This window comes from Amycolatopsis sp. lyj-346, assembly GCF_046548975.1.
In the GTDB taxonomy this organism is placed as follows: domain Bacteria; phylum Actinomycetota; class Actinomycetes; order Mycobacteriales; family Pseudonocardiaceae; genus Amycolatopsis.
The window spans coordinates 313,296-338,276 of record NZ_JAJPWT010000002.1 but is presented as its reverse complement, the minus strand read 5'-3'; the positions used below and the strand labels follow the sequence as shown (position 1 = coordinate 338,276).

Annotated in this window: 18 protein-coding genes; 11 read left to right on the top strand and 7 right to left on the bottom strand. The window is 73.4% G+C overall.

All coding sequences use genetic code 11. The annotated features are described in order from the left end of the window. Positions 1 to 99: 99 nt before the first annotated feature. The gene (locus ACLJQE_RS07955; RefSeq protein ID WP_410638455.1) at positions 100 to 1,098 is read right to left on the bottom strand and encodes an ArsR/SmtB family transcription factor; all 999 of its coding nucleotides are present in this window, start codon (positions 1,096 to 1,098) and stop codon (positions 100 to 102) included. A 173-nt stretch (positions 1,099 to 1,271) separates the two neighbouring features. On the opposite strand from ACLJQE_RS07955, the gene ACLJQE_RS07950 reads away from it, so the two are divergent. Continuing rightward, positions 1,272 to 1,706, top strand: a complete 435-nt coding sequence (locus ACLJQE_RS07950; protein WP_410638454.1) for a hypothetical protein — start codon at positions 1,272 to 1,274, stop codon at positions 1,704 to 1,706. Between the two features lies 1 nt (position 1,707). Here the strand turns inward: ACLJQE_RS07950 and ACLJQE_RS07945 are convergent, their stop codons facing one another. The 3 genes from ACLJQE_RS07945 to ACLJQE_RS07935 form a co-directional block, all read right to left on the bottom strand. Continuing rightward, positions 1,708 to 3,507 (bottom strand): serine/threonine-protein kinase, encoded by a 1,800-nt coding sequence (locus ACLJQE_RS07945; protein ID WP_410638453.1) that lies wholly within the window; start codon positions 3,505 to 3,507, stop codon positions 1,708 to 1,710. Beyond that, positions 3,504 to 5,384: a serine/threonine-protein kinase gene (locus ACLJQE_RS07940; RefSeq protein WP_410638452.1), complete on the bottom strand. Its 1,881-nt coding sequence runs from the start codon at positions 5,382 to 5,384 to the stop codon at positions 3,504 to 3,506. The genes ACLJQE_RS07945 and ACLJQE_RS07940 overlap by 4 nt, the downstream gene beginning before the upstream one ends. 119 nt (positions 5,385 to 5,503) lie before the next feature. Then, complete coding sequence (locus ACLJQE_RS07935; RefSeq protein ID WP_410638451.1) at positions 5,504 to 6,445, bottom strand: zinc-binding dehydrogenase; 942 nt, start codon at positions 6,443 to 6,445, stop codon at positions 5,504 to 5,506. A 343-nt stretch (positions 6,446 to 6,788) separates the two neighbouring features. On the opposite strand from ACLJQE_RS07935, the gene ACLJQE_RS07930 reads away from it, so the two are divergent. From ACLJQE_RS07930 to ACLJQE_RS07905, 6 genes are all read left to right on the top strand, one after another. Then, positions 6,789 to 7,298 (top strand): hypothetical protein, encoded by a 510-nt coding sequence (locus ACLJQE_RS07930; protein WP_410638450.1) that lies wholly within the window; start codon positions 6,789 to 6,791, stop codon positions 7,296 to 7,298. A 788-nt stretch (positions 7,299 to 8,086) separates the two neighbouring features. Further along, positions 8,087 to 9,070, top strand: a complete 984-nt coding sequence (locus ACLJQE_RS07925; RefSeq protein WP_410638449.1) for a hypothetical protein — start codon at positions 8,087 to 8,089, stop codon at positions 9,068 to 9,070. Between the two features lie 139 nt (positions 9,071 to 9,209). Continuing rightward, positions 9,210 to 12,362 (top strand): MASE1 domain-containing protein, encoded by a 3,153-nt coding sequence (locus ACLJQE_RS07920; protein ID WP_410638448.1) that lies wholly within the window; start codon positions 9,210 to 9,212, stop codon positions 12,360 to 12,362. Positions 12,363 to 12,495: 133 nt separating this feature from the next. Beyond that, a complete protein-coding gene (locus tag ACLJQE_RS07915) occupies positions 12,496 to 13,032 on the top strand; it encodes an NADPH-dependent FMN reductase (RefSeq protein WP_410638447.1) in 537 nt (178 codons plus the stop codon). Positions 13,033 to 13,043: 11 nt separating this feature from the next. Continuing rightward, positions 13,044 to 14,021 carry an ATP-binding cassette domain-containing protein gene (locus ACLJQE_RS07910; RefSeq protein ID WP_410638446.1) on the top strand — a complete coding sequence of 326 codons (978 nt, stop codon included), beginning with the start codon at positions 13,044 to 13,046 and terminating at the stop codon, positions 14,019 to 14,021. A gap of 73 nt (positions 14,022 to 14,094) precedes the next feature. Further along, positions 14,095 to 14,940: an ABC transporter permease gene (locus ACLJQE_RS07905; RefSeq protein ID WP_410638445.1), complete on the top strand. Its 846-nt coding sequence runs from the start codon at positions 14,095 to 14,097 to the stop codon at positions 14,938 to 14,940. 48 nt (positions 14,941 to 14,988) lie between these two features. Here the strand turns inward: ACLJQE_RS07905 and ACLJQE_RS07900 are convergent, their stop codons facing one another. After that, positions 14,989 to 18,090, bottom strand: a complete 3,102-nt coding sequence (locus ACLJQE_RS07900) for an ATP-binding protein (protein WP_410638444.1) — start codon at positions 18,088 to 18,090, stop codon at positions 14,989 to 14,991. A 424-nt stretch (positions 18,091 to 18,514) separates the two neighbouring features. Here ACLJQE_RS07900 and ACLJQE_RS07895 point away from each other — a divergent pair, with 424 nt between their 5' ends. Next, positions 18,515 to 19,675, top strand: coding sequence for a cytochrome P450 (locus tag ACLJQE_RS07895; RefSeq protein ID WP_410638443.1), 1,161 nt, complete (start codon positions 18,515 to 18,517; stop codon positions 19,673 to 19,675). Between the two features lies 1 nt (position 19,676). Here ACLJQE_RS07895 and ACLJQE_RS07890 read toward each other — a convergent pair whose 3' ends face one another. Both ACLJQE_RS07890 and ACLJQE_RS07885 read right to left on the bottom strand, forming a co-directional pair. Beyond that, positions 19,677 to 20,438, bottom strand: a complete 762-nt coding sequence (locus tag ACLJQE_RS07890; RefSeq protein WP_410638442.1) for a DeoR/GlpR family DNA-binding transcription regulator — start codon at positions 20,436 to 20,438, stop codon at positions 19,677 to 19,679. A 70-nt stretch (positions 20,439 to 20,508) separates the two neighbouring features. Beyond that, entirely contained in the window at positions 20,509 to 21,306 is a 798-nt protein-coding gene (locus ACLJQE_RS07885) for a thioesterase II family protein (protein ID WP_410638441.1), read from the bottom strand. A gap of 190 nt (positions 21,307 to 21,496) precedes the next feature. Between ACLJQE_RS07885 and ACLJQE_RS07880 the strand changes: the two genes are divergently transcribed. From ACLJQE_RS07880 to ACLJQE_RS07870, 3 genes are all read left to right on the top strand, one after another. Further along, the gene (locus ACLJQE_RS07880; protein WP_410638439.1) at positions 21,497 to 21,763 is read left to right on the top strand and encodes a hypothetical protein; all 267 of its coding nucleotides are present in this window, start codon (positions 21,497 to 21,499) and stop codon (positions 21,761 to 21,763) included. 13 nt (positions 21,764 to 21,776) lie between these two features. Continuing rightward, positions 21,777 to 24,533: an AAA family ATPase gene (locus ACLJQE_RS07875; RefSeq protein WP_410638438.1), complete on the top strand. Its 2,757-nt coding sequence runs from the start codon at positions 21,777 to 21,779 to the stop codon at positions 24,531 to 24,533. A 73-nt stretch (positions 24,534 to 24,606) separates the two neighbouring features. Then, on the top strand, positions 24,607 to 24,897 hold the full coding sequence (locus tag ACLJQE_RS07870; protein ID WP_410638437.1) for a hypothetical protein: 291 nt from the start codon (positions 24,607 to 24,609) through the stop codon (positions 24,895 to 24,897). Positions 24,898 to 24,981 lie beyond the last annotated feature (84 nt).

The window sequence follows — 24,981 nt, the reverse complement described above, 5'->3', positions numbered from 1 at the left end:
AGCCTGACCTCGGGGCGGGGTCAACTCCGGATCGGACGTGCCTCGCCTCTCATCCCACGGTCTCGCCCACCCTGCCGCCATCAACCGGCGCGCACCGGCTCAGGAACTCGAGCCGGCGAGCACCTGCAGCCCCAGCGGGGTGATGGCGTGCGTCGCGCCCTTCTCGTGCCGGTGGGTCGTGATCAGCCCCGCGTCCCGCAGGACGCTCGTGTGGTGGCTGATGGTCGCCGGCGCGACGCCGACCAGTTTCGCCAGCCCGGTGGTGCTCGTGCCGCTCACGACCGCGCGCAGGATCGTCGCCCGGGTGGTGCCCAGCAGCGCGTTCAGGGTGCCGCCGCCAGCACCGTGACCGGCGGCCAGCAGCCGGGCCCGGGGCTGGATCGGGAACACCAGGATGGGACGCAGCAGCGGATCCGCCAGCGCGACCGGGTGGAGCACGCAGAAGTAGCAGGGGGCCAGCAGCAGCCCGCGGCCGCCGAGGTGGAGGTCGCGGTCGAGGGGGTAGTCGACCGCGAGGACCGGCGGCTCCCACGTCGCGGCCGGGCTGAACCACCGCAGCAACCCTTCGGGCCCAGCCTCGAGGTAGCGCCGGGCGCCGTCCGCCCAGCCGGCGCGCAAACCGCCGTCGATGGCCGGGAGCTGCGGTTCGAGCAACGAACGGAAATACACCCGCAACGCCTGCCGCAGGTGGCGCAGGGCGGGCACCTTCCCGGCGGCGAGCCCGTTCAGCCAGCGCGCCGCCGCACCGCAGTCCGGCCGGAGCCGGCCGACTTCCGGGGCCACCCGCGCGGACGGCGTCGACAGAACCGCGTCGACCCCGGCGTCGATATCGGTGGAATCCGAGGCGGGGGTGAGGAAATCGGGGAAGTACGCCGCGTGCGGCGCCACGGTCAGGAGGGTTTGCACGGCCGAGCGCAGCGCACGGTCGCGGCTCACGCGGTCGCGGACCCGGCGGCGCCAGGGGTCGAAGCCCAGCTGTTCCTTGGTGTGCTGGAGAACCTGGACGCTGCTGACGATCTCCCACATGAGATCCATTTCGAGCTTCAGCCGCGTCCGGGCCAGATCGAGGTCCGTGAAGTGGATGCGCAACTGCGGCACGACGGCCCCCCACACGACTTCGCGTTCACCGGCGAACGACGATTCGAACGTACTCGAAAGGGGGCGCGCGCTCGGCGCTTTCGGGCAAAACTTCCGCCTTGTCCACTTTCTGACAGGAGGTCACCGTGCTGGTTCGACGCAGTTCACGGAAAACGCCCGAAGCACGACGCAGGGTGGGCCGGACGGGGCTCGGAGCCGCACTGGCCGCGGTCGCGGCGGCGGTGGTGACGGTCGTGGTCCCGGGGGTCGCCCACGCTCAGCAGAACCTGAGCGCCAGCCAGTCGTACGGCTACGCCGGCGCCGGGATCGACTTCACCGGTCCCAGCAGCTTCCACGTGTACGACCTCGTCGTCGCGGACTGGGGGTGCGACGGCGAGGCGCCCTACGCGCAGTTCTTCTACCGCCTCGGGTCCTCGACGCACCGCTGGGACTACACGCCGACGAAACGGTACGACCACTCGGGCTGCGACTCGGGCGACTTCACCACCTACACGAACCTGAACTTCACGCTGAGCGGGGACACCATCGCCGACATGGGCCTGGTCATCTGCCGCTCTTCGGGTTGCCACCTCGGCAACGTCGTGCACAACCCCTACGTCGGCGGCTGAGTCAGGGTTTCGGCAGCTTGCCCACCAGCGCCTTGCCGAACGCCACCGCCGTGTCGCAGGCGCCACCGCCGGTTTTCGAGGCGAAGATCCGGATGTGTTCCGTGCGCTTCGCGTCGAACTGGCGGTGGTTCCACGACACCGCGCAGCTGTCGCCGGCCGGGTTGCGCGTGCCGGTGACGCCGCCGAGGTCGACCGGGCTCCCGTCGTCCGGCACGGTGGAATACCCCTTGTCGAAGGTCAGCCGCAGCGACGTCGCCGCGGTCCACTCGCACTCGCGCAGCCGGTTGAGCTTGACCTCGCGGACCGGGCCGAGCACCGGCGCCACCGCGGTCTTGTCGAGCACGGTGCACGGGTCCGACGCGAGCAGCGTGCCGGGCGGCAGGTCGTACCCGGCGCCGCCGCGGACGCGTTCGAGGACCTTGGCGAGCGTGGTCTTCGCCAGGCCGCACGTCTCGGCCAGCGCCGTCACGCCCAGTTCCGGCTGCGCGGGCACCTGGACGCTGGCGTCGCACGTGCTGCCGCTGATCTCGGTGAACAGCACCGGCCGGCCGTCGAGGTCCTCGGCCGGCCTGCCGCCCTCGACGTAGATCTGGTCGCCGAGCTTGATCGAGATCTTTTCGCCGGACTTCGCCCGGTAGTCGCAGCGGTCGAAGTACCCCGAGTCCGGCACGGCGCTCAGCTTGCCCGCGTCCTGGACACTGACGTCGTTCAGCACCTTGCACGGATCCGTGCGCCGCAGCGTTTCCAGGCTCGTCGGATCCAGGTTCGCGCCCGCGGTCGGCGGATCCGCGCCGGCCCTCGTCCCCAGCACCGCCACCAGGCTGCCCACGGCGAGCCCGGCGACGGCGGCCAGCGCGGTCACGACCGGGAACCAGCGGCGACGGCGGGGCGGCGCGGGCAGTGGCACGGGCGCCGGCCAGGACAGCGCGGTGCGGACCGCGGTGTCCTGCACTTCGATCAGCCGGTGCACCGGGTCCGGCCACGGCCGGGTCCCGGGCGCCACCGGACCGAGGAAGTCGAGGATCCGCTGCGGCGTCGGCCGCCGGGCCGGGTCCTTGGCCAGGCACGGCTCGACGAGGGCGCGGACTTCGGGCGGCAGCCCGGTCAGGTCGGGGACGGCGTGCACGACGTTGTAGAGCAGCTGCGCCGTCGTCGAGCCGGTGAACGGGCCGCGGCCGGTCGCCGCCATCACCAGCAGGCCGCCGAGGGAGAAGACGTCGCTCGCCGGGGTCAGCGGGCGGCTTTCGGCCTGCTCGGGGGACATGAACGCGGGGGAGCCGACGATGCCGCCGGTGCCGGTGAGGTCGGCGCCGCCCTCGGTGGCGCGGGCGATGCCGAAGTCGATCACCCGCGGCCCGTCCCCGGTCAGCAGCACGTTGCCGGGCTTGAGGTCGCGGTGGATCAGCCCGACCCGGTGGATCTCGATCAGCGCGGTCGCCAGGCCGACGGCGAGCCGGCGCACCGCCTCGACCGGCAGCGGCCCGGTCGCCTCGACGGCTTCCTTCAGCGACGGCCCGGTGACGAACACCGAAGCGAGCCAAGGGGTTTCGGCGTCGGCGTCGGCGTCCATGACCGCCGCGGTGAACGCCCCCGAAACCCGTTGCGATGCCAGCACTTCCTGCCGGAACCGGCCGCGGAAGCGGGCGTCGCGCGCGAACTCCGCGTGCACCTGCTTGAGCGCGACCAGCCGGCCGTCCGGGGCGACGCCGAGCAGGACGCGGCCCATGCCGCCCTCGCCGAGTTCGGCGACCAGGCGGTACCGGCCGGCGTGCCGGGCCTCGCCCGGCTCCAGCGGCTTCACGGCTTCGGCAGCCCGGGCCGGGCCGCCTTGGCGAAGTCCTGCACCTGGCGGCAGGTCTGCTCGATGGTGAGCGTGCTGGCGGAAGTGGTGTACTGGACGATGACGTTCTCCGAGGCTTGTTCGCCGACCTGCCGGTGCGGCCAGGTCACGGTGCAGTTGACCGTCGCGGGGTTGATCTGGTCCGCGGTGAAGTACGCGGTGACGCCACCGAGGTCGACGGTGCCGGCCGCGTCGTAGGAGTTCTCCTTCGCCGGGACGGGCGGGTGTCCGCGTTCGAGCGCCACGGAGATGTCGCCGCCCGCCGCCCAGTGGCATTCGTGCAGGCCGCGGGGTTCCACCTTGGTGATCGGCCCGGCGATCCGCTGCGCGGTCGCGGTGGCGACCAGGCCGCAGGGATCGACCGGCGCGAGACTCCCCGGTGGTGCGGCGGGAACGCTCCCCGCGCGGAGGCGGTTCAGCGTTTCGGTGAGCGCGGTCTTCGCCGCGTCGCACGGCTGGGCGAACTTCCCCACGCCGATGTCGCCGGCCTCGACCCCGATGGTGGCGGCCGGGCGGTCCACGACCGGCACCGAGGCCGTGCAGCCGCTGCTCTTGACGTCGAGGCTCAGCGGCAGGCCGCCGAGCTCCCCGGCGGGTGTGCCCTTGGCGGCCACCGGGCCCCCGATCGTCAGCTCCATCCACTGGCGCTGCGCGGTCTGGAAGGTGCAGGAGAAGAAGTGGACCTCGCCCTGCGCGGTGAGCTTCCCGAGCCCGGGCACCGACGGCAGCACCTGGCACGGGGCGGCGCCGCGCAGCTTGTCCGGGCCCAGCGGATCCGGGTTCGGCGCCGACGTCGTGCTCACCGGGGACGGGGCCGGGCTGCTCGCCGGGGCGGCGGTCGCGCCACCGTCGCCGTTCAGCAGGGTGACCGCGGTGATCGTGCCGGCCACGACGACCACGGCGGCCGCGGCGGCGAGCGCGATCCGCCGTCCCCGCCGCCGCGGCTTCGGCGGCTTGGCCACGACGGCCGCCACCTCGGCCCGGTGGCGGGCGATCAGCGCGTGCACGGCGGGCGGCCACGGCCGCTGGACCGGCGGCAGCGGCCCGAGGAGCTCCAGCAGCTGCGCCGGCGTCGGCCGCCGGGCCGGGTCCTTGGCGAGGCACGGTTCGGCGAGAGCGCGGATGCCGGGCGGAAGGATCCGCAGGTCCGGGTGCGTGTGGACGACGTTGTACAGCGACTGCGGAGCCGACGCCCCGGCGAAGGGACTGCGTCCGGTGGCCGCGAGGACGAGGAGCGCGCCGAGGGAGAAGACGTCGCTCGCCGGGGTCAGCGGCCGCCCGTCCGCCTGCTCCGGCGACATGAACGCCGGCGAACCGAGGATGACCCCGGTGTGGGTCAGGTCGGTGCTGCCTTCGGCGGCGCGGGCGATGCCGAAGTCGATGACGCGCGGGCCGTCGTCGGCGAGCAGGACGTTGCCCGGCTTGAGGTCCCGGTGCACGAGCCCGGCCCGGTGGATGCCGGTCAGCGCGGACGCCAGCCCGGCGGCCAGGTGCCGCACCGCGGGCGGCGGCAGCGGCCCGGTCGCGTCGACGGCCTCCTGCAGCGAAGGACCGGCGACGAAGACCGAGGCCAGCCACGGGGTCGGCGCGTGCGGGTCGGCGTCCATCACCGCCGCGGTGTAGGCACCCGAGACCAGCCGGGAGACCTCGACCTCGCGGCGGAACCGTTCGCGGAACCCGGGATCGTGCGCGAAGCCGCGGTGGACCTGCTTGACGGCGGCCAGCCTGCCGTCGGGGGCGACCCCGAGCAGCACGCGCCCCATCCCGCCCTCGCCGACCGCGGCGAGCAGCCGGTACCGCCCCACCTGCGCCGGCTCACCCGGACCCAACGGCTCCACGCCCCACCTCCGCGGGCGATCGTAGAGCGGACCCGCGCGCGCCCCGGCAGCGACGTCATCAACGACGCCTTCCTGGCGTCGGGCGTCCTGAAGAGCCGTTCATGACGCCCGCGGCGGCGTCAGGGGCGGAGCAGGATCTTGCCGGTCACCCGGCGCCGTTCGATGTCTTCGTGCGCCCGGACGGCCTCCCGCAGCGGGTAGATCCGGGTGACGACCGGCCTCAGCCGGCCCGCGGCCGTCTCCGCCAGCGCGTGCCGGATGCGGCGCGGGGTGTCCGGCCAGAACTCCGGCAGCTGGGACATGTCCGCCACCGTGAGCCGGCGGCGGTCCGCGTCGGTGAGGGCCGTCGGTGCGCCGCTGCTCATGCCGTAGCCGGAGAACCGGCCGCCGTCGCGCAGCCGGGCCAGCGCGGCCGAGCCGAGCGCTCCGCCGACCCCGTCGAACACCACGTCCAGCCCGGGCAGCCGCCCGGCCCAGTCCGGGGCCGCGTAGTCGGCGGCCCGCACCCCGAGGCTCCGCGCGAGCGCGAGCTTCTCCGGCCCGCGGACCGCGGCGATCACGGCGGCCCCCGCGTCGCGGGCCAGCTGCACCAGCAGGCTGCCGAGCCCGCCGACCCCCGGCACGACCAGCACGTCTTCCCCGGCGGAGACCGGCGTCTTCTCCAGCAGCGCCACCGCGGTGCTGCCGTCGTCGAGGACGGCGAGGGCTTCGGGCAGCCCCAGCTCGTCCGGCACGCGGAAGGCGAACCCGGCGTCGGCGAGCACCGTGTCCGCGTAGCCGCCGCCGGGCGCGCGGGTGACGACCCGCGCACCCAGCCACTCCCCGGCCACCCCCGTGCCGGTCGCGGTCACCGTGCCCGCCACCGCCCCGCCCGGTACGTACGGCGGCCGCACGGGGAACTCGGCCGGCCCGTCGCCGCGCCGGAGCAGCGTGTCCAGCCATCCCACCCCGGCGTACTCGACGGCGACCCGCAGCTGCCCTTCCGCCGGCTCGGGCGTGGGCAGGGTGACCGGTTCCAGTACCTCGGGACCGCCGAAGCGGGTGACCGTGATCGCGTCCATGCCGTCAGTCTCGAACTTCAAGAACCCTTGAAGTCAAGGCCCGGCCGGATCCCGCGCCGGTTTTTTATCGACATGAATGACTTCCGATTCGTCAAAATGCTCCTCGGGGGAGAGGATAAAGAGAACCGCGGGCATTCGGTTGGGTTCACGGTGGCCGGATGACGGTATTTATCCCGTGGTGTAATCACCTCCGGTGATCCTGTGCGGGCTCCCCTTGGGAATGTGGGTAATTTTGCCGGAATAGTACTGCGTGAGCAGGCGAAGTCTGGTCCGAACGTACCAACTTCCGGGGCGTATACAGGATTTCGTGGCGAATTGCGGAAGCGACGGCAATGCTTCGGGCATGAGTTCATCACGCAAACTGGTCTTCACCGTTTTCGCCGTCGCGGCGTTGTCGCTGGGGAGCGTCGCCTCCGCCCAGGCCGACCCCTATCAGCTGCCGGGCCTCGGTGAGCCGACCCCGGAGGACCCCGGGACCGGCGGCGGCTCCGGAGGCGGTACGACGGCCGCCTACGTCCTGCAGGGCGTGATCCAGACCGAGGGCACCGAAAGCGACGGGACCAGCCGCCGGGTGAAGCTCCGCGGCTACTCGCGCTTCGCCACCCCGGGCAACGACCGGCGCGACGCCGACTACATCAACGTCCGCTGCACCGCCACCGCTCAGACCGGCGCCGTCACGGGCGACTACGACTCCGAGAACGGAGGCGCGCTCGTCGACGTCCACTTCGAGACACCCTGGATCCCCAACGGCGCCATGTTGCGCACGGTCCACGTCGCCTGCACCCACTACGCCACCAAGACCGGCGTGGTCTACGAGACCACCAGCGCCACCGACATCGCCGTCCCGTACTGACGGCTCCCGGCGCCGAACTGATGTCCTCGGTCAGCCGGTGGATCGACCGCGCGCGCACCCGGTCGAAGGCCGAAGGTCGAGCTAGCCGCGCCGTCTGCGGTTCTTGATGCGGTCGATCGCGACCAACGCCCGGCCGGCCGCGGAGGTTGCCTGGCGCGCGAAATCCGGCACCGGATCCGCGGGGCCGCGAACGGCAGCGGGGGAGGGGGGTACCGACTCGGGGTTGAGAGCCGCGCGCGCCGTGGTCGGCCGGCTTGCGGTCGCAGCCGGTGTCATGGCCCAGTTGGCGCCGCCGGCCACGACGCGGCCCAGCCCGGGGCCGTCTCGTCGCGGTGGCCGGTGGGCCCGGCGCGGCGAGGAAGTGGAACTCGCCCGCGGGCAGCTGCAGTGCCGCCAGGTCCGGTCCCCGGCCGGTGGACAGCCGCGTGAATCCACTCGAAAGCCGGCACGCGGCACGTGCGGATGTCGGTGCGGAAACGGGTGGTACGGGACGAGTCGTGATGCTCGCGGGAATCTGCATGTGCAGTACCGCGGGATCTGTTCCGGGCGTGCGCGAATTGTTGTGCGGCAGCGCTCCGTTTGCCCCGATCGGCGGAGTGGACCTCGGTTCCAGAGGTTAATCTGACAACAACCTTTGTCCGCCCTTGCCCCTCGGCGGCGCATGATCGGCGAGCAGTTCGGGAGTACACCGTGGATGCGCGCATCGATGTCGCGCCGGCGCACAGGGGGCAACGCCGGAGCGGTCCGCACGGCACGATGAAGTGGTCTGCGGCCGGAAGCAGGATCGCATGACCGGCGAACCGCGACCCGAGCACCCACGGGCGGTCCGGATCGGGGAAGCGGACGTCCGCCGGCTGGAAGCCGCCACCCAGGAGTTCCGGGCCCTGGACTACCGCCATGGCGGGGGAGCCTGCCGCGACGCCGCGGAGGCGCTCGTGCCCTATGCCGAGCTGATGTTGCTCGGGGTGGTGCGGGAGCCGACCCTGCCCCGGCTGTGCACCGCGGTCGCCGACCTGCACAACCTCGTCGGCTGGACCAGTTTCGACGAAGGGCGGCCGGGTGCCGCGCTGGCCGCGTTCGGGCGGGCACTCGAGCTGGCCGCCACCGCCGGCAACGACGAACTGCTGGCCAACATCTGCTACCGGATCGGCCGGGTGCACCTGCACTACGACGCCGTCGAAGAGGCGGTGCGCCACTTCGAACGCGGACAGGCCGCGGCTCGCCGGACCGGCTCCACGCACGCACGCGCGATCCTCTCGGCCAACCTGGCGTGGGCGGACGCGAAACAGGGTGCCGTTTCGGCGGCACGCACGCGGCTACGGGCGGCGGTGGACGAATTCGCCGCCGCGTCCGCGGCCGCACCACCGCCGTGGGCGGCGTTCTTCGGCGAGACCGACCTGGCGGCCATGATCGGGACCGTGCACACCGAGCTGGCACTGGGCGTCAGCGTGCGCCACGCCGGCGAAGCGATCGACGCACTGACCGTCGCCACCGAAGGCTACGGACGGGCGATGACGCGGAGCCGGGTGCTGACGCGGATCTGGCTCGCCACCGCGCACGCACTGGCCGGGGACCTCGACGAGGCGGCCCGCGTGGGCGGAGCGGCGATCGAGGTCGCGACCGAACTCCGGTCGGAGCGGACGAGGCAGCGGATGTCTTCCCTGACCGCGGCCGCGAGCCGGTTCCCCGGCAGTGCGGACGCACGCGAAATCCTGGAGCGGGTCGACCGGTTGCGCGGCGTGGCCGGCCCCGAACAGGTCACGCTCCCGTGAAGGCATCGCCGGCCGGAGGACGCAAACGGCTCAATCCTCCCGCGGAAACACCGTTGCCGCCGCCGTGTCCTTATGCTCGGGCTGTGGCTCGGCCGGACCTCCTCGGGCCGAGTCGTTCCGCCCCCAGGGGAGCCAGGTCATGGCCGAACTCGAGTCCGTCGAACGTGACGCGGGCACGGCGGAGGCGGCACGCGCGATCGCCGGGTGGATCGTCGTCGGCCTCGCCGTGGCGTTGTGCTACTACCTGGGCGGCTTGCTCGGGTTGTCGCTGGCGCTGGTCCGCGGGCAAGTCACGCCGTTTTGGCCGTCCTCGGGGATCGCGGTGGTGAGCCTGCTGCTCTTCGGCCGCCGCGCGGTGCCCGGGATCCTGCTCGGCGCGGCGGCGGTCAACGCCGCGTTCGGCCCGACCGCCATCGCGGTCGCGGGGATCACCGCGGGCAACACCCTCGCCCCGCTGCTGGCCTGGAAGCTGTTGACCTGGGCGGGTTTCCGGCCGCGGCTGGAGCGGCTCCGGGACGCGGTCACCCTGATCACGCTGGGCGCGCTGGGCAGCATGGTGGTCAGCGCCGTCATCGGCAGCGGCGTGCTGGGGTTCGCCGGCGCGATCGAGGGCAGGCAGGTGTGGTCCACCGCGCTGGTCTGGTGGGCCGGGGACGCGACGGGGGTGCTGGTGGTGGCCCCGGTTCTGCTGGCCGGCCACGCGTTGTGGCGCGCCCCGCGGCGGCTCGCGCCGGCCCGGCGCCTGGTGGAGGCCGCCGGGCTGCTCGTCGCGATCGGGGTCGTCGCGGCCGGGATCGCCAACGGCCAGGTCCCGGTGCTGATCCTGGCTTTCCCGTTCCTGGTGTGGGGCGCCTGGCGGTTCGGGATCACCGCCGCGGCCCCGTGCACCCTGATCCTGTCCGTCGCCGCGACGATGGCCGCGGTGGCCTCGCGGGGCCCGTTCTCCGATCTCGGACTCGCCCAGCGGGTGGTGATCCTGCAGGTATTCAACGGATCGGCGGCGCTGACCATGCTGCTGCTCGCCGCGGCCGCCGCGGAGCAACGTGGGGCGCGGCAGGCCGTCGAGCTGGCCGGCCGGGTGCTGGAGACGCGGGTCCGGGAGCGCACCGCCGAGCTGGCCAGGACCGTGGAGCGGCTGGAACGCAGCGAGAACCGGTTCACCGAGGCGCAGCGCGTGGGGCACGTCGGCAGCTGGGAACGCGACCTCGTCACGGGCAGGATCCGCTGGAGCGACGAGATGTACCGGCTGCAGGGCCTGCCACCCCAGTCCGCCGAGATCGACTACGCGGCGTTCCTCGAACAGGTCCACCCCGACGATCGGCACGCGGTGATGTCTTCGAACGAGCAAGCGTTGCGTGACCACCGCTCCTTCGAGTCGGACTTCCGGGTGGTGTGGCCCGACCGGACCGTCCACTGGCTGCGTCGCCGAGGCACCGTCGTGGTCGGCGAAAGCGGAACGCCGGTCAGGATGATCGGCACCGCCCAGGACATCACCGCGGCCAAGCTCGCCGAGGACGCGCTGCGCCGCAGCGAGGAGAAGACCCGGACCCTCCTGGCCTCGATCACCGATGCCATCGTCGGAGTGGACGGCTCCGGGCGCATCGCGTTGGTCAACGACCGCACGGTGGAGCTCTTCGGGTATTCGGAGCGGGACCTGACCGGCCGGCCGGTCGAACTGCTGTTGCCGGGGCGGTTCCGCGCGGCGCACGAAGGGCACCGAGAGGGCTACCTGACCGCGCCGCAGGCCCGGCCGATGGGCGTGGGGCTCGACCTGGTCGGCCGCCGCAAGGACGGCACCGAGTTCCCGGCGGACATCGCCCTGCGCCCGTTGACCACCGCGGGGCCCGGCTACGGCGGAACGCTGGTCGTCGCCGCGGTGCGTGATGTCACCGAACGACGGCGGGCCGAACGCGCGGCGCAGGAACTGCGGGAAACGCGGCTGCGGCGGCGACAGGCCCTCGAAATCAACGACACCGTGGTCCAGGGACTCACCACGGCGGTGTACGCGCTGGAACGGGGCCACCTGCCGAACACGATGCGGACGCTGCGCGGCACCCTGGGCACAGCGCGGCAGATGATGCACAACCTCCTCGGCGAGAACGTCCGGATCACGGCCGGCGAGCTCATCCGGGACACCCCGGCCACGCTGCCGTCCACCGGCGAACACGAGCTCGCACCGCCGCTGCCGCGCCCGTTCGACACGGCCCGCCGGGTCCGGATCGTGCTGGCCGACGACAGCAGCGAGATACGCCTGGCCCTGCGGTCCTTCGTCGGGTCACTGTCCGGCGTCGACATCGTGGGCGAAGCCGCCGACGGCGAGGAAGCCATCCACGTCGTCACCGAACGACATCCGGACGTGCTGCTGCTCGACCTGGCGATGCCCGTGCTGGACGGCCTGCAGGCACTGCCCCGGATCCGCCGCGCCTGCCCGGTCACGAAGATCATCGTCCTGTCCGGGTACGGCCGCGACCAGATGGCGAAACAGTCGCTCGAGCTGGGCGCGGTCGCGTTCGTCGAAAAGGGCGGGTCCCTCCGGCACCTGGCCGATCTGCTCACCGAGCTCTTCCCCGACACGATCGGATCGGACACCGGCATGCCCGACGACGACCTGGACAGTCCGCCGACCAGCGCGGAAGACGACATCGTGGCCATCTACGCGCACGAACTGCGCACCCCCATCGCCGCCGCCGGCAGCATGGTCGAGCTGCTCCGCGAACGCATCGACAGACTGCCTTCCCCGACGGTGAACGACCTGCTCGCCGCCACCGCGCGGAGCCTGCGCCAGGCCGACCTGCTCCTCCGAGCCGTCACCGACGCGAGGAAGCTGGGCGAAGGCGAACTGGACCTGGCCCTCGAACCCACCGACGTCGGCAGCCTGCTCCACACCATCCTCGGCGAACTCGGCGAACTGACCAGGGACCACCCGGTCACCAGCGAAATCCCGGCAGGCATCGTGACCGGCCTCGACCCGCTGCGCATCCGCCAGGCGTTCTCGAACCTGGTGTCCAACGCGGTCAAGTTCAGCCGCCGGGGCGCCCCGATCGAAGTAGCCCTGATCGAACTCGAGGACACCGTCGAGATCGCGGTCACCGATCACGGCCCCGGCGTCCCGCCCCCGCACCAGGACCGGCTGTTCGGCAAGTTCGCCCGCTTCGGTCCCGACGCCGGCATCGGGCTGGGCCTCTACATCTGCCGGCAGATCAGCCGGGAACACGGCGGAGACACCGTCTTGGCCGACACCGGCCCCGGCGGCACGACCTTCGCGCTGTCCCTGCCTCGCTTCATCGACTGAGACCCGTCACCTCGACGCGGTCTGTCCACAGTGAATTTCCGGGCCGGGTCGGGATCGACGGATGAAACGTTTCAGCCAGATTTGATCTGGCAACGTGTCTCGCGCCTACGGAGCAAGGCGAGAGGAGGCGGGCATGGAGGAGGCACTGCGAGTGGCGGTCCTGATCGGCAGCACCCGCGAAGGCCGGGCAGGCGCGGGCGTCGGCCGGTGGTTCACCACCACGGCCGCCCGGCGGGCGGGACTCGACCTCGATCCGCTCGACCTCGCGGACGCGGACCTCCCGGCGGCGTACCCGGCGGCGCCGACCCCGGCGCTGACCCGGTTCCGGGAGCGCATCGCCCGGGCGGAGGCGTACGTCGTCGTCACGCCGGAGTACAACCGCAGCTTCCCGGGGCCGCTCAAGCAGGCGATCGACTTCGCCTACGACGAGTGGTACGCGAAGCCGGTCGGCTTCGTCTCCTACGGCTACCGCGCCCGCGGCCGCCACGCCGTCGAACACCTGCGGGACGTCTTCCTCGAGCTGCACACCGTGACGATGCGCGACGTCGTCGCCCTCGACCTGCTCGACCCGTCGTTCGACGACGACCACGTGACCGCCCTGCTCGACGAACTCACCTGGTGGGGGCTCGCGCTGCGCGACGCCCGCCGGACCCGCCCCTACTGCGCATGAAAGGCCCGCAGATGAACTCACCCGCGATCGAAACCACCGGGCTGGTCAAAGCCTTCGGTGACACCCGCGCCGTCGACGGTGTCGACCTCGTCGTGCCGGCCGGCACCGTCTACGGGGTCCTCGGACCCAACGGCGCCGGCAAGACCACGACCGTCAAGATGCTCGCCACGCTGCTCCGCCCGGACGGCGGCGAAGCCAGGGTGTTCGGCCGCGACGTCGTCCGGGAGGCCGACGCCGTCCGCGGACGGGTCAGCCTCACCGGCCAGTACGCGTCGGTGGACGAAGACCTGACCGGGACCGAAAACCTGGTGCTGCTGGGCCGCCTGCTCGGCCACACCCGGCCGGCGGCCCGCGACCGGGCCGCGCAGCTGCTCGCCGCGTTCGGCCTGACCGAGGCCGCCGCCAAGCAGGTCAAGCACTACTCCGGCGGCATGCGGCGGCGGCTCGACATCGCCGCGAGCATCCTCAGCACCCCGGACCTGCTGTTCCTCGACGAGCCCACCACGGGGCTCGACCCGCGCAGCCGCAACCAGGTGTGGGACATCGTGCGCGCGATCGTCGCGCAGGGCACCACCGTGCTGCTCACCACCCAGTACCTCGACGAAGCCGACCAGCTGGCGTCGCGGATCGCGGTGATCGACCACGGCCGCGTGATCGCCGAAGGCACCCAAGGGGAGCTGAAGGCATCGGTCGGCGCGGGCGCGATCCACCTCCGGCTGCGGGACGCCACCCAGCGGGAGGCCGCCGAACGCGTGCTGACCCGGGTGGTCGACGCCGCCATCCAGCACGAGCCGGACCCGGTCGCGCTGACCGCGAGGCTCACCTCGGCGGCCGGCGACACGGCCGCCGCGGAACAGTCCGCCCGCGCGCTGGCCGAACTCGCCGCCGCCGGGATCACCGTGGACACCTTCTCACTCGGCCAGCCCAGCCTCGACGAGGTCTTCCTGGCCCTGACCGACCACACCGCAAGCGGAGAGGAAGCGGCATGAGCGAGCCTGCGAGCGAATCATTCAACACTGCGTGTCCGGCTCAGGCGGCGCCGAGCGTCAGCGAGGTGTGCGCATGAGTGCCACCGCAGTCAAGGACACCGAACTCGCCGCACCGAAGGCCGAGGACCTGGCCGCGGTGCTCGTCGCGACCGAGCGGCCGCCGCGGCCGGGCGCGCTGTCGACGTCGGTCACCTTCGGCTGGCGGGCCGTGCTGAAGATCAAGCACGTGCCCGAGCAGCTGTTCGACGTCACCGCGTTCCCGATCATGATGACGCTGATGTTCACCTACCTCTTCGGCGGCGCGCTGGCCGGCTCGCCGGGGGAGTACCTGCAGTTCTTCCTGCCCGGCATCCTCGCCAGCAGCGTCGTGATGATCACGATGTACACCGGCATCTCGGTCAACACCGACATCGAGAAGGGGGTCTTCGACCGGTTCCGGACCCTGCCGATCTGGCGTCCGTCGGCGATGGTCGGCTACCTGCTCGGCGACGTGCTGCGCTACCTGATCGCGTCCGTGGTGATCATGGTGGTGGGGCTGATCCTCGGCTTCCGCCCCGGCGGCGGGTTCGCCGGCGTGGCGGCCGGGGTGGCGCTGCTGCTGGTGTTCTCGTTCGCGTTCTCCTGGGTGTGGACGATGTTCGGGCTGCTGCTGCGCACCGAGAAGTCGGTGATGGGCGTCAGCATGATGGTGATCTTCCCGCTGACGTTCCTGTCCAACATCTACGTCAGCCCGTCGACGATGCCCGGCTGGCTGCAGGTGTTCGTCGACATCAACCCGATCTCGCACCTGGTGACGGGCGTGCGCTCGATGATGGCGGGCACGTGGGACGTCCCGGCGGTGCTCATCACGCTGGGGGCGTCGGTGCTGCTGGTGGCGGTGTTCGGCACGCTGACCATGCGGCTCTACAACCGCAAGTGACCGTGGTCGCCCCGGCCGGCGTTGTCGCGGGCTTCTCGGCGGAGCCGGTCAGAGCCGCCAGTGGACTGCCGGATCCGGGGCGTAGCGGCACGACGAGCCGGTCGTGATCGACGACTTCAGGTGCCCCGCCAGTTCCGGGTGGAGGTCGGCCAGCTTGCGGAGCGTGTCCCGGATCCGGGCCGTCACGGCCTTGCGGGCACGCTCCGCCTCGTCGCCGAGGCGGCGGGTGCGGCCGCCCAGCCCGGCCGCCGCGCGCAGTTCCGCCAGCAGGGCCTCGCGTTCGCGGTCCAGCTCCGCCGCCCGGGCGTCGTCGCCGCGGTCCGCCGCGCTGTCGATCTCCTCGTCGAGGTGGCCGAGGCGGCGGCGGTAGGCCGCCTTCGCCGCCTCGTCCAGGACCGGGTCGGCGCCGATCCCTTTCGCCGCCACCACCGTTTCGCCGCCTTCGGGCGCGAGCAGCCGGACCGCGGGGACCTCCGTTCCCGGGAGCCCGAGCAGGAAGTGGAGGTCCCGCAGGCCTTTCGCGTCCGGCACCCGGACCTCGCGGCCGGCGAACCGCAGCGACCAGACCTCGTCCGTGCGGCGGAACTCGTTGGCGGGCACCGGTTTCTCCACGGCTTTCGCCACGACCGGCTCGCTCCGGGAGACCAGGTGCGGCATGTCCAGTTCGCCGGCCTCCGCGCGCACGGCTTCGAGCAGCGCCGCCGCCCGGGCGGCGTCCCCCGCCGCGCCTCGGGCGACCAGGACCGGGACGAGCCGGGCGCGGATTTCCGCCGCCCACGGCCGCAGGCGCATCCGGTCCGCCGACGCGGCCGCCGCGCTGAGCCGGGCCACCGCTTCGTCGAGCCGGCCCAGCGCCGCCTCGAGGAGCCCGGCCCACAGGTCGACCGGCCCGCTGATCTCGCAGCCGTACAACGCGACCAGCCATTCACCGGAGTACGGCGTGAGCTCGCCGAGGAGCCGTTCGCAGGCCTCGCGGTCACCGGTCAGCGCGGCCACCTGGGCCTGGCAGCGCAGCCACAGCGAACCGAATTCGCGGGAGAACGGCCCGGCGACGGCGGCCGCCTCGCGGGCCGCGGCCGCGTCGCCCCGCTGGGCGGCCGTGAGCACCGCCAGCAGCTCCGGGTGCGGGTGGTCGCCGGCGGCCACCCGCGCGGCGTGGGCGGCCAGGTCGCCGAACCGGCCCTGCAGCAGCAGGTAGCTCCAGCGCACGTGGTCCATCATGTAGCCGAACTCCCGGCCGAACCGCTCCTCGACCTGGTCCAGGTCCGCGTGCGCCTCGGCGAACCGGCCGCGCTGCGCGCGGATGATGCTGCGGTCGAACAGGCCCGCGAACTCGGCACCGGACAGGCCGCTGCCGCCGGCCAGCGCCTGGAAGGCCCGGAACTGGTCGAGGTAACGCGGGTCGCCCTGCTCCAGCAGCGCGACCCACTTGAGCGACGACGCGAAGTACTCGTTTTCGCGGTCGCCGGTCCGCTGGGCGAGCACGGCCAGCTCGTCGGTCAGCCGCTCCCGCTCCCGCGCGGTGCCCGGCCCCCAGATCAGGTCGTGCCGCGCCCACAGCGTGAACGACAGCTCCTGGTCGTCGTCGCCGTCCCGCGCCAGCACCGCGGCCCGCGCGGTGAGCTCCAGCGTGACGCGCTCGAGCGACAGCGGCTCCGCCGGTTTTCCCGCCAGCCGCTCGTGCGCCGTCACCAGCAGCTCCGACGTCAGCTCGAGGCGCGGTCCGGCCGGGGCGGTGCGGGACAGGGTGAGCGCGGCCCTGGCGAGCAGCGCGTCGTCGTCGAGCTCGCGCACCAGCGCGACCGTGTCTTCGAAGTGCCGCCATGCCGCTTCGTTCTCGCCGCAGCGGCTCAGCACGGTGCCGAGGTCGAGGGCGATCACGACGCGCCGCCGCGGGTCGGTGGCGCGCTCCAGCGCGCGCCGGTAATGGCCGATGGACTCGTCGGCCGCCAGCCGCGCGCTCGCGTCGCGCGCCGCGGCCACCAGCAGGTCGGCCGCGCGGCCGGGGTCGACCTCGGCGCCCGCGAGGTACGCGTGGCGGGCTCGGTCGGCCGCGAACACCAGCGGTTCCAGCTCGGGCGACGCGTCGAGGGCGCGGACCACCGCGGCGTGCCGCCGCCGGACTTCGGCGGGGTCCAGCTCGGCGTACCGCGACTCCCGCACCAGGTCGTGGGCGAAGGCGAACCGGCCGTTGCCGAGCGCGGTCACCAGCCGGGCCGCGGCCGCGCGGGCCAGCAGCTGGTCGACCTCCGGCGCCGGCGCCCCGGTCAGCGCGGCGAGGACCCGGCGGTGGAACTCCCGGCCGAGCACCGCGGCGTCGATCAGCAACCGCGTGACCGGCGCCGGCAACAGGGAAAGCCGCCGCTGCAAGGCGTCCCGGACGCCGGGCGCGACGGCCGACACCGGGCTGCCGCTGTGCCACAGCCGCGCGGTCTGCTCGACGAAGAACGGGTTGCCGCCGGTCCGCAGGTGCACCTCGGCGGCCAGCGCGGGATCCGGCTCGGTGCCCGCGGTGCGGCTCATCAGCTCGGCCACCTCGTCCGGCGCGAGCCCGGTCAGCGTCACCGTGGTCGCCTTCGCCACCAGCGGCAGGACGAGCTCGTGCAGCCGGTGGCCCGGCGCGTCGACCTCGACGTCCCGGTAGGCGCCGACCAGCAGGAGCCGCTCGAACCAGGTGTGCCGCGCCGCGAACTCCAGCAGCCGCAGCGAAGCCGCGTCGGCCCAGTGCAGGTCGTCGAGCACCACGACGACCGGGCGGTCGTGGGCCGCGGCGGCCAGCGCGGTGGTGACCGCGTCGTGCAGCCGGAAGCCGTCGTCGGCCGGCGCGCCCACGGTTTCGCCGAGCAGCGCCGACAGCGTCGCCGTGTCGGTCCGCGCCCACTCCTCTTCCGGCAGTGCGCGCCGCAGGGCGCGCACGACCTGGACCCACGGCCAGTACCCGGGTGCGCTGCCGGAGTCCCAGCAGGCGCCGGCGAGCACGAGGGCACCGCGCCGGCGCGCCTCGTCGGCCAGCCCGGTGACGAGGGTGGTCTTGCCGATCCCGGCCTCGCCGGTGACGAGGACGAGGCCGCCGTGGCTCGCCACCGCCCGGTCGAGCTCGGTCCGCAGCGCCGCGGCGGGGTGCGCCCGCCCGATGAGCGCGCCAGTCATGTCCGGTTCCTCCCAGTTCCGGCGCCGAGCATCCCACGCCGCCCCGCCGTTCGTCGCACGATTTCCCGTCGTTGGCCGGACGATCGGCGCACCAGGCCGCGCAGCGGTGTTCCTGCGCTGGGAGGAGTTCGGGTGCGGATCTTCACGATCGTCCTGTCACTGGTGCTGACGTGGGTGCTCTCCGGGGCGGTCGCCTCGGCGGGGCCCATTGTGCAGGGCAGCACCGACAATTCCGGTGGCGGTCGCGCCCCCGCGGTGACCCGGCGGGGCAGGGTGACCCGGAAAGGCTCGCGCGGGTGGCCCGGTCCTCGATCCCGTCGCGGCGACCTGGGCATCCGATCCGGATCCAGCTCGTCATTAGGGGTTCTTCCAGACTTCCGCCGGTTTGCGGGGGTGGGGCGCCGCGGCGGGGTAGAACCGGTTCATGGTGAGTACGGAACCCGGTGTCGTCGACTTCCCGCGGCGGGCGCCCGGCCAGGTCACTCCGCCCGACGGCTACGCCGACCTGCGTGCCCGGCCCGGCCTGTGCCGGACCGTGCTGCCCGGCGGGACCCCCGTCTGGCTCGTCGCGCGGCACGAGGACGTGCGGGCCGCGCTGACCGATCCGCGGCTGAGCTCCGATCCCTCGAAGCCGGGTTTCCCCGCCACCGGTGGCGCGCCGGAAGCCCTGCCCGGGTGGTTCGTGGCCATGGACGCGCCCGAACACACGCGGTACCGGAAGCTGCTCATCCCCGAGTTCACCGTGCGGAAGGTGCGGGAGCTGCGGCCCGGCATCCAGCAGGTCGTCGACGAGCGGATCGACGCCATGCTGGCCGCCGGGAACTCGGCGGACCTCGTTCCCGCCTTCTGCCTCGTGCTGCCCTCGCTCGTCATCTGCCAGCTGCTCGGGGTGCCCTACGAAGACCACGAGCACTTCGAGTCGCGCACCCGCGTCCTGGTCAGCCTCGCTTCGACGGTCCGGCAGCGAGAGGCGGCGCTGGGCGAGATCAACACCTACCTCACCGAACTGATCGCCGCGAAACGGGCGCGGCCCGGTGCGGACCTGATCAGCCGCCTGATCGCCGGCGGCGCGCTGGACGACGCCGAGCTGCTGGGCGTGGCCATGCTGCTGCTCGTCGCCGGGCACGAAACCACCGCCAACATGCTGTCCCTCGGCGTCGTCCAGCTGCTGGAGAACCCGCAGTGGATCGGGCACGAGGGCGTCGTCGAGGAGCTGCTGCGGTTCTTCTCCATCTCCGACGTCGTCAGCCTGCGGGTCGCCACCGAGGACCTCGAAATCTCCGGGCAGCTCGTCCGCCGCGGGGAAGGGGTCGCGCCGCTCGGGCTGGCGGCGGGCCACGACGGCACCGTCTTCGAGGACGCCGGCGAATTCTGCCCGGCCCGTTCGGCGCGCCACCACGTCGCCTTCGGCTACGGGATCCACCAGTGCATCGGGCAGCACCTGGCACGGCTGGAGATGGAGGTCGCGCTGACCACGTTGTTCGAGCGGGTGCCACGGCTGCGCCTGGCGGTTCCGGTGGACGAGCTGGAGTTCAAGCACGACGGAGTCCTCTTCGGACTCTACGAGCTGCCGGTGCGCTGGTAGCTCACGCGGTCAGGACGTTCACGCCTTCGCGCTCGATCTCCGCGGCCACCGTGGAATCGATGCCGCCGTCGGTGATGAAGGTGTCTACTTCGGACAATTCGCCGAAGCGGGCGAAGTGGTCATTGCCCACCTTCGTGTGGTCTGCCAGCAGCACCACGCGTCGGGCGCCGGCGATCGACGCGCGTTTGACCATCGCCTCCGCCGGGTCCGGGGTGGTCAGGCCCCGCTCGACGGACAGGCCGTTGGTGGCCATGAAGGCCACTTCGACGAACGTCTCGCTGAGCGAATGCAGCGCCCAGGAGTCGACGGAGGCGAGCGTGCGCGCGCGGAGGCGGCCGCCGACCAGCATCACCGTGAGGTTGGGCCGCTTGGACAGCGTCAGCGCGATGTTCACGGAGTTGGTGACCACCGTGAGGTTGCAGTCGATGGGCAGCGCCTCGGCCAGGTGTGCGGTGGTCGAGCCCGCGTCGAGCAGGATCGCGCCTTCGGCCGGGAGTTCGGCGAGCGCGGCCTTGCCGATCCGCTTCTTCTCCGCCGTCATCACGCTTTCGCGGGTGTTCAACGCCGGTTCGAAGCCCAGGCGCTCGATGGGAATCGCCCCGCCGTGCACCCGGCGGAGCGATCCGTGGCGTTCGAGGGTGGTGAGGTCGCGGCGGATCGTCTCCGTCGTCACCGCGAACTCGCCGGCGAGTTCGGCCACGTCGACCCGGCCGAAGGACCGGGCCCGTTCGAGGATCAGCTGCTGACGCTCTTCCGCGTACACCGCGACCCCCGCCCGTTTCGTGCTGTCATGTCACTCAGCCATGTCGTTCTGTGTGGCTGCTGATGTTACTTTATGTTGAATCACGCCCGGAAGGCAATGCCGCCGCCGGGACGGCGAGGGCCCGCAGCTCCCGCTCGAGCTCCGCGTTCACCGCGCTCTGGTGCCGGGCGAGGAAGAAGTGCCCGCCGGGGAAGACCGCCAGCCGGAAGCCGGCTTCGGTGTGCTCGCCCCAGTTTCCGGCCTCCTCCGCGGTCACCTTCGGGTCGCGGTCGCCGATCAGCACGGTGACCGGGCAGCGGACGCGGCGCCCGGCCGGGCAGGCGTAGGTCTCGATCGCCCGGTAGTCGGCGCGGATCGCGGGCAGGGCCATCCGCAGGATCTCCTCGTCGCCGATGACCGCCACGTCCAGCCGGTTCAGTTCCCGGACCTCGTCGAGCACGCCGTCGTCGTCGCGTTCGTGGATCCGCTCGTCGCGGAAGGTCGACGGCCCGCGCCGGCCGGACGCGACGACCGCGCCGGGGGCTCGCAGGCCGCGCTGTTCGAGCCGCCAGGCGGTCTCGAAGGCCAGGACCGCGCCCATGCTGTGCCCGAAGAACACGGACGGCTTGTCCGACAGGCCCGCCAGCTCGGCGGCGACCAGGTCGGCCAGCGCGGCGATCGACTCGACGTGCGGCTCCCGGCGGCGGTCCTGGCGCCCCGGGTACTGCAGGGAGACGACGTCGACCTCCGGCGCGAACCGCGCCGAAACCGGGTGGAAGTAGCTGGCCGAACCGCCGGCGTGGGGAAAGCAGACCAGCCGGGTGCCCGCGCCGGGGGCCGGGTGGTAACGGCGGATCCACGACGTCGTGGCGTTGTCCGCGATGTTCACGAGAGCGCTTCCCTTCGACGCGGTATCAGGATCGTCAGTGAACCGTGCCCCGGCCAACGGATTCCCTAGTGTTGCCGGTCACACGGCGAGGACGCGCCGGATCCCCGCCGATGTCCGGGGTTTTCCGGGTCGCGGGCGACCTAACGTCGGCGGGGCACGCGATCGGTGTGCCCCGCCGAGAGGAGTCCCGATGACCGCTGACGCGCTCACCGCCGCCCGGCGCAAGGCGACCGAGCTGCGCCGCGCCATCCAGTCCCTGCACCGGATCCACGGTGACACCCCGCCGATGCGGCGCCTGCTGAGCGACCTCGGCTGGATCGAGAACGGGCTGGGCGAGCTGCCCGCGGCGCCGTCGGCCCGCGCCACCGACCGGATCCCCGTGCCCGACGCGCCGTACGCGCGCGAAATGTGGCACGGCGCCGACGACGAGGGGCTCGGCGGCCGCCGCCTTCCGTGAGAGCAGGTTGAGAATGGCGGAGGTGACGGGTGTCGCCGGGCGCGTGGCCGGACGGCAACGGGAGCTGGCGGTCCTCGCTTCGGCGTTCGCCAACGCGCGGGCCGGTTCGGCGACCCTGGTGCGGGTGCGAGGGGCGACCGGGACCGGCAAGACGGCGTTGCTGGCGGAGTTCGCGCGCGCGGTCTCCGACCACGCGGTCGTGCTGTCGGAAACCTGCCGTCGTCCGGGCGGCGGGAGCGCCGGACGGGCGGCCGAAGGCCTGCTCCCGGACGCCGGTGGCCGTGACGGCCTGCCGGTGCCGGTGCTTTCGCGGCGGCTGGGCCGCCGCCTGGCCGACCTGACCGTCGCCGGCCCCGTCGTCGTCCTGCTCGACGATTTCCACCACTGCGACGAGGCGTCCGTGCGGGTGCTGGCGCACCAGGCGCACCGGGGCGCGGAGCAGCCCCTGCTCGTCGTGGTCGCGCAGCGCCCCGCCGGGCGGCCGTTGTGGCCGCCGATGACGCTGCCCCCCGGCGACGTGGCGACCGTCGATCTGGCGGACTTCACCGAAACCGAGGTCGCCGGCGTGACCGCCGCGTGGTGGGCCGAACCACCCGGACCCGGTTTCGTCCGCGAGCTGGCCGCGCTGACCGGCGGCAATCCCGCCGTGCTCGGCGAAGTCTGCGCGGCCCTGCACCTGGAGGGGCTCGCTCCGGACGAACAGGCACTGGGCCGCGCCCGCCGGCTCGCCCCGGCCGCCCGCGCCCGGCTGGTCGAGCGCGTCCTCGCCGGCCGCCCGGAGCACGTGCGGCGCGTGGCCGAAGCGGTGGCGGTGTTCGGCGGGTCCGATGTGGAGCTCGCCGCCCTGCTCGGCGGGGTGCCCGAGCCGCTCGCCGCCGACGCGCTCGGCGTCCTGGCCGCCGAGCGGCTGCTGGACGGCGATGACCGGGAGTTCGCTTCGCCCGCGGTCCGGGAAGCGATCCTGACCGGGGTGCCGGACCGGCGGCTCGGCCCGCTGCGGCTGACCGCGGCCCGGCTGCTCAACGACCGCGGGTGCCCGCCCGAGGACGTCGGCGCGCACCTGCTCGGCCGCCGGCTGCTGCCGGAGCGGTGGATGCGCGACGTGCTCGCCGAAGCCGCGCGCACCGCGGAACGGGCGGGCCGGCCGCACGACGCCGCCCGCTACCTCGGGGTGCTCGTCGCGGACCGGCCCCAGGACATGCCGGTGCGGATCGAGTTCGCCCGCCTCGTCGGCGTGCGCGATCCGCTGGCGGCGTACGCGACGCTCGCCGGGATGTCCGCCATGGCCGAAGACACCCGCAGCCGGGCGCGGATCTCCTTGCAGCTGGCCATCGCCGCGCTGTCGGCGCGCGAGCCGCACGAGGCGACGCGGCTGCTGACCGGCGCGCTCGGGCAGCTCGACGCCGAGCCCGCCGGGTCCACCGGGGACGCCGACCGCGGCCTGCGGACCGAACTGGAGGCCGCGCTGCTGGCCGTCGCCTTCGAGCAGCCCGGCTCCCTGGCGCTCGTCGGCGGGCGCCTGCCCGCGATGTCCGCGCTGACCGGCCAGACCCCGGCCGAGGTCGCGGTGCTGGCACTGGCGTCCGTGGCCCACCTGATCCGCGGCGCCGACCGGGACCTCGCCGTTTCCTGCGCGCGGCGCGCGGTCGAACGCCCGGAACCCGCGGTGCGGTGGGCGTGCTCGCTGGCCGCCTACGTCCTGTTCGCCGCCGACGAGGTCGACGAAGCCCTGCACGCACTGGGCGGCCTGGCCCCCGGGCCCGTGCGCGGCGACACCGGCTGGACGGAAGTCGTGGCCCTGACCGCCCACTCGTGGCTCGCGTGCGGTGCGGGCGACCTGTCCCGGGCCCTCTCGGACGCGTCGGCGGCCGTGCGCGCCGCCGAGCGCGACGACCGGCCCGAGCTCGCGACCGCACCCCTCGTGGCGCAGGCGCTGGTCCTGCTGCAGCAGGGCGACACCGAGGGCGCGGCCGCGGCGATGGCCCGCGCCGACCACCACGGCCCCGACGGGTCCGTGCTCCGCTTCCCCTTCCACCACCTGGCCCGTGGACGGCTCGCCGAGGCGCGCGGGGACCTGGCCGGAGCGCTGGCGCACCTGCGCCGGTGCGGCGCCGGGCTGCGCGCGGAAGGCGGCGCGAACCCGCTGTTCGTCCCGTGGTGGCTCGACGGGGCCCGGGTGCTCGTCCGGCTCGGACGGCGGGCGGAGGCCGCCGAACTCGTGGCGCACGGCGAACAACTGGCCCGCGCCTGGGGATCGGCGTCGGCGCGGGGACTGGCGCTGCTGGGCCGTGGCCTGGTGGCCGAAGGAGGCGCCGCGGTCGACGGGCTCACCGCGGCGGCCGAAGTGCTCGGCCGGACGACGGCGTCGTGGTACCTCGCCGAGGCGGAAACCGCGCTGGGGCAGGCCCTTCTGCGCGCCGGCGACCACCAGGGCGCGCGCCGGGCCTTCCGGTCCGCCGTGGACCGCTCGGTGCGGTCGGGGTTCTGGGGCCGGGCCGAGGAGGCGCAGGACGGGGTGACGGCGGCCGGCGGCCGCAACTACCCGGTCACCGGCAGCGTGACCGACGTGCTGACGCTGGGCGAGCGGCGGGTCGGGGAGCTGGCCGCGGCCGGCGCCACCAACCGGACCATCGCCGACGCCCTCCAGCTCGCCGTGCGGACCGTCGAGATCCACCTGACGAGCGTCTACCGCAAGCTGGGCGTCAGCGGCCGCACCCAGCTGCAGGAGCGGTTCCCCGGCGGCCTCCTCGCGCCGGAACCCGCGCTGTGACCGGCCGAAGGCCGCGGCGAGGCCGGCCGGTGCGGCGGAACGCGGTGACGCGCGGGAAATCCGGGGGAGCGTGATGCGCCCGGTGCCCGGGCTGGCGGTGCTCGTCGACGACACCGGAGTGCTCGAGATGGTGCTGCCCACCGGCGAGCACCGCGTGCTCGCCAGCGGGCTCGGCGCGGCGATGTGGATCGCGCTGGCCCAGCACGACTGGGATCCCGTCGCCGCGGCGCTGGCCCTCGCGCCCACGTGCGACGTCGAACCGGGCGAGCTGACCGGTTCCCTGCGCGCGTGGATGGGCGACCTGGCGGCGCTGGGCGTGCTGAGCGCCGATCCGGTCGCGGGCGAGCCCGACGGAAAACCCTAGACATGCGCGCGGTTCGTTGACCGGCGCCACCGCCGTGACCGACGCTCCCTTGGGACAAGGGAAAAATCCCGGAGACCAAGGAGG

What these genes read in the sequence shown, in the direction of transcription:
- ACLJQE_RS07935 (WP_410638451.1), bottom strand. Translation starts at nt 6,445, where the DNA reads ATGGACGCGATCACGGTCACCCGCTTCGGCGGTCCCGAGGTACTGGAA.
- ACLJQE_RS07930 (WP_410638450.1), top strand. Translation starts at nt 6,789, where the DNA reads ATGAGTTCATCACGCAAACTGGTCTTCACCGTTTTCGCCGTCGCGGCG.
- ACLJQE_RS07925 (WP_410638449.1), top strand. Translation starts at nt 8,087, where the DNA reads ATGACCGGCGAACCGCGACCCGAGCACCCACGGGCGGTCCGGATCGGG.
- ACLJQE_RS07920 (WP_410638448.1), top strand. Translation starts at nt 9,210, where the DNA reads ATGGCCGAACTCGAGTCCGTCGAACGTGACGCGGGCACGGCGGAGGCG.
- ACLJQE_RS07915 (WP_410638447.1), top strand. Translation starts at nt 12,496, where the DNA reads ATGGAGGAGGCACTGCGAGTGGCGGTCCTGATCGGCAGCACCCGCGAA.
- ACLJQE_RS07910 (WP_410638446.1), top strand. Translation starts at nt 13,044, where the DNA reads ATGAACTCACCCGCGATCGAAACCACCGGGCTGGTCAAAGCCTTCGGT.
- ACLJQE_RS07905 (WP_410638445.1), top strand. Translation starts at nt 14,095, where the DNA reads ATGAGTGCCACCGCAGTCAAGGACACCGAACTCGCCGCACCGAAGGCC.
- ACLJQE_RS07900 (WP_410638444.1), bottom strand. Translation starts at nt 18,090, where the DNA reads ATGACTGGCGCGCTCATCGGGCGGGCGCACCCCGCCGCGGCGCTGCGG.
- ACLJQE_RS07895 (WP_410638443.1), top strand. Translation starts at nt 18,515, where the DNA reads ATGGTGAGTACGGAACCCGGTGTCGTCGACTTCCCGCGGCGGGCGCCC.
- ACLJQE_RS07880 (WP_410638439.1), top strand. Translation starts at nt 21,497, where the DNA reads ATGACCGCTGACGCGCTCACCGCCGCCCGGCGCAAGGCGACCGAGCTG.
- ACLJQE_RS07875 (WP_410638438.1), top strand. Translation starts at nt 21,777, where the DNA reads ATGGCGGAGGTGACGGGTGTCGCCGGGCGCGTGGCCGGACGGCAACGG.
- ACLJQE_RS07870 (WP_410638437.1), top strand. Translation starts at nt 24,607, where the DNA reads ATGCGCCCGGTGCCCGGGCTGGCGGTGCTCGTCGACGACACCGGAGTG.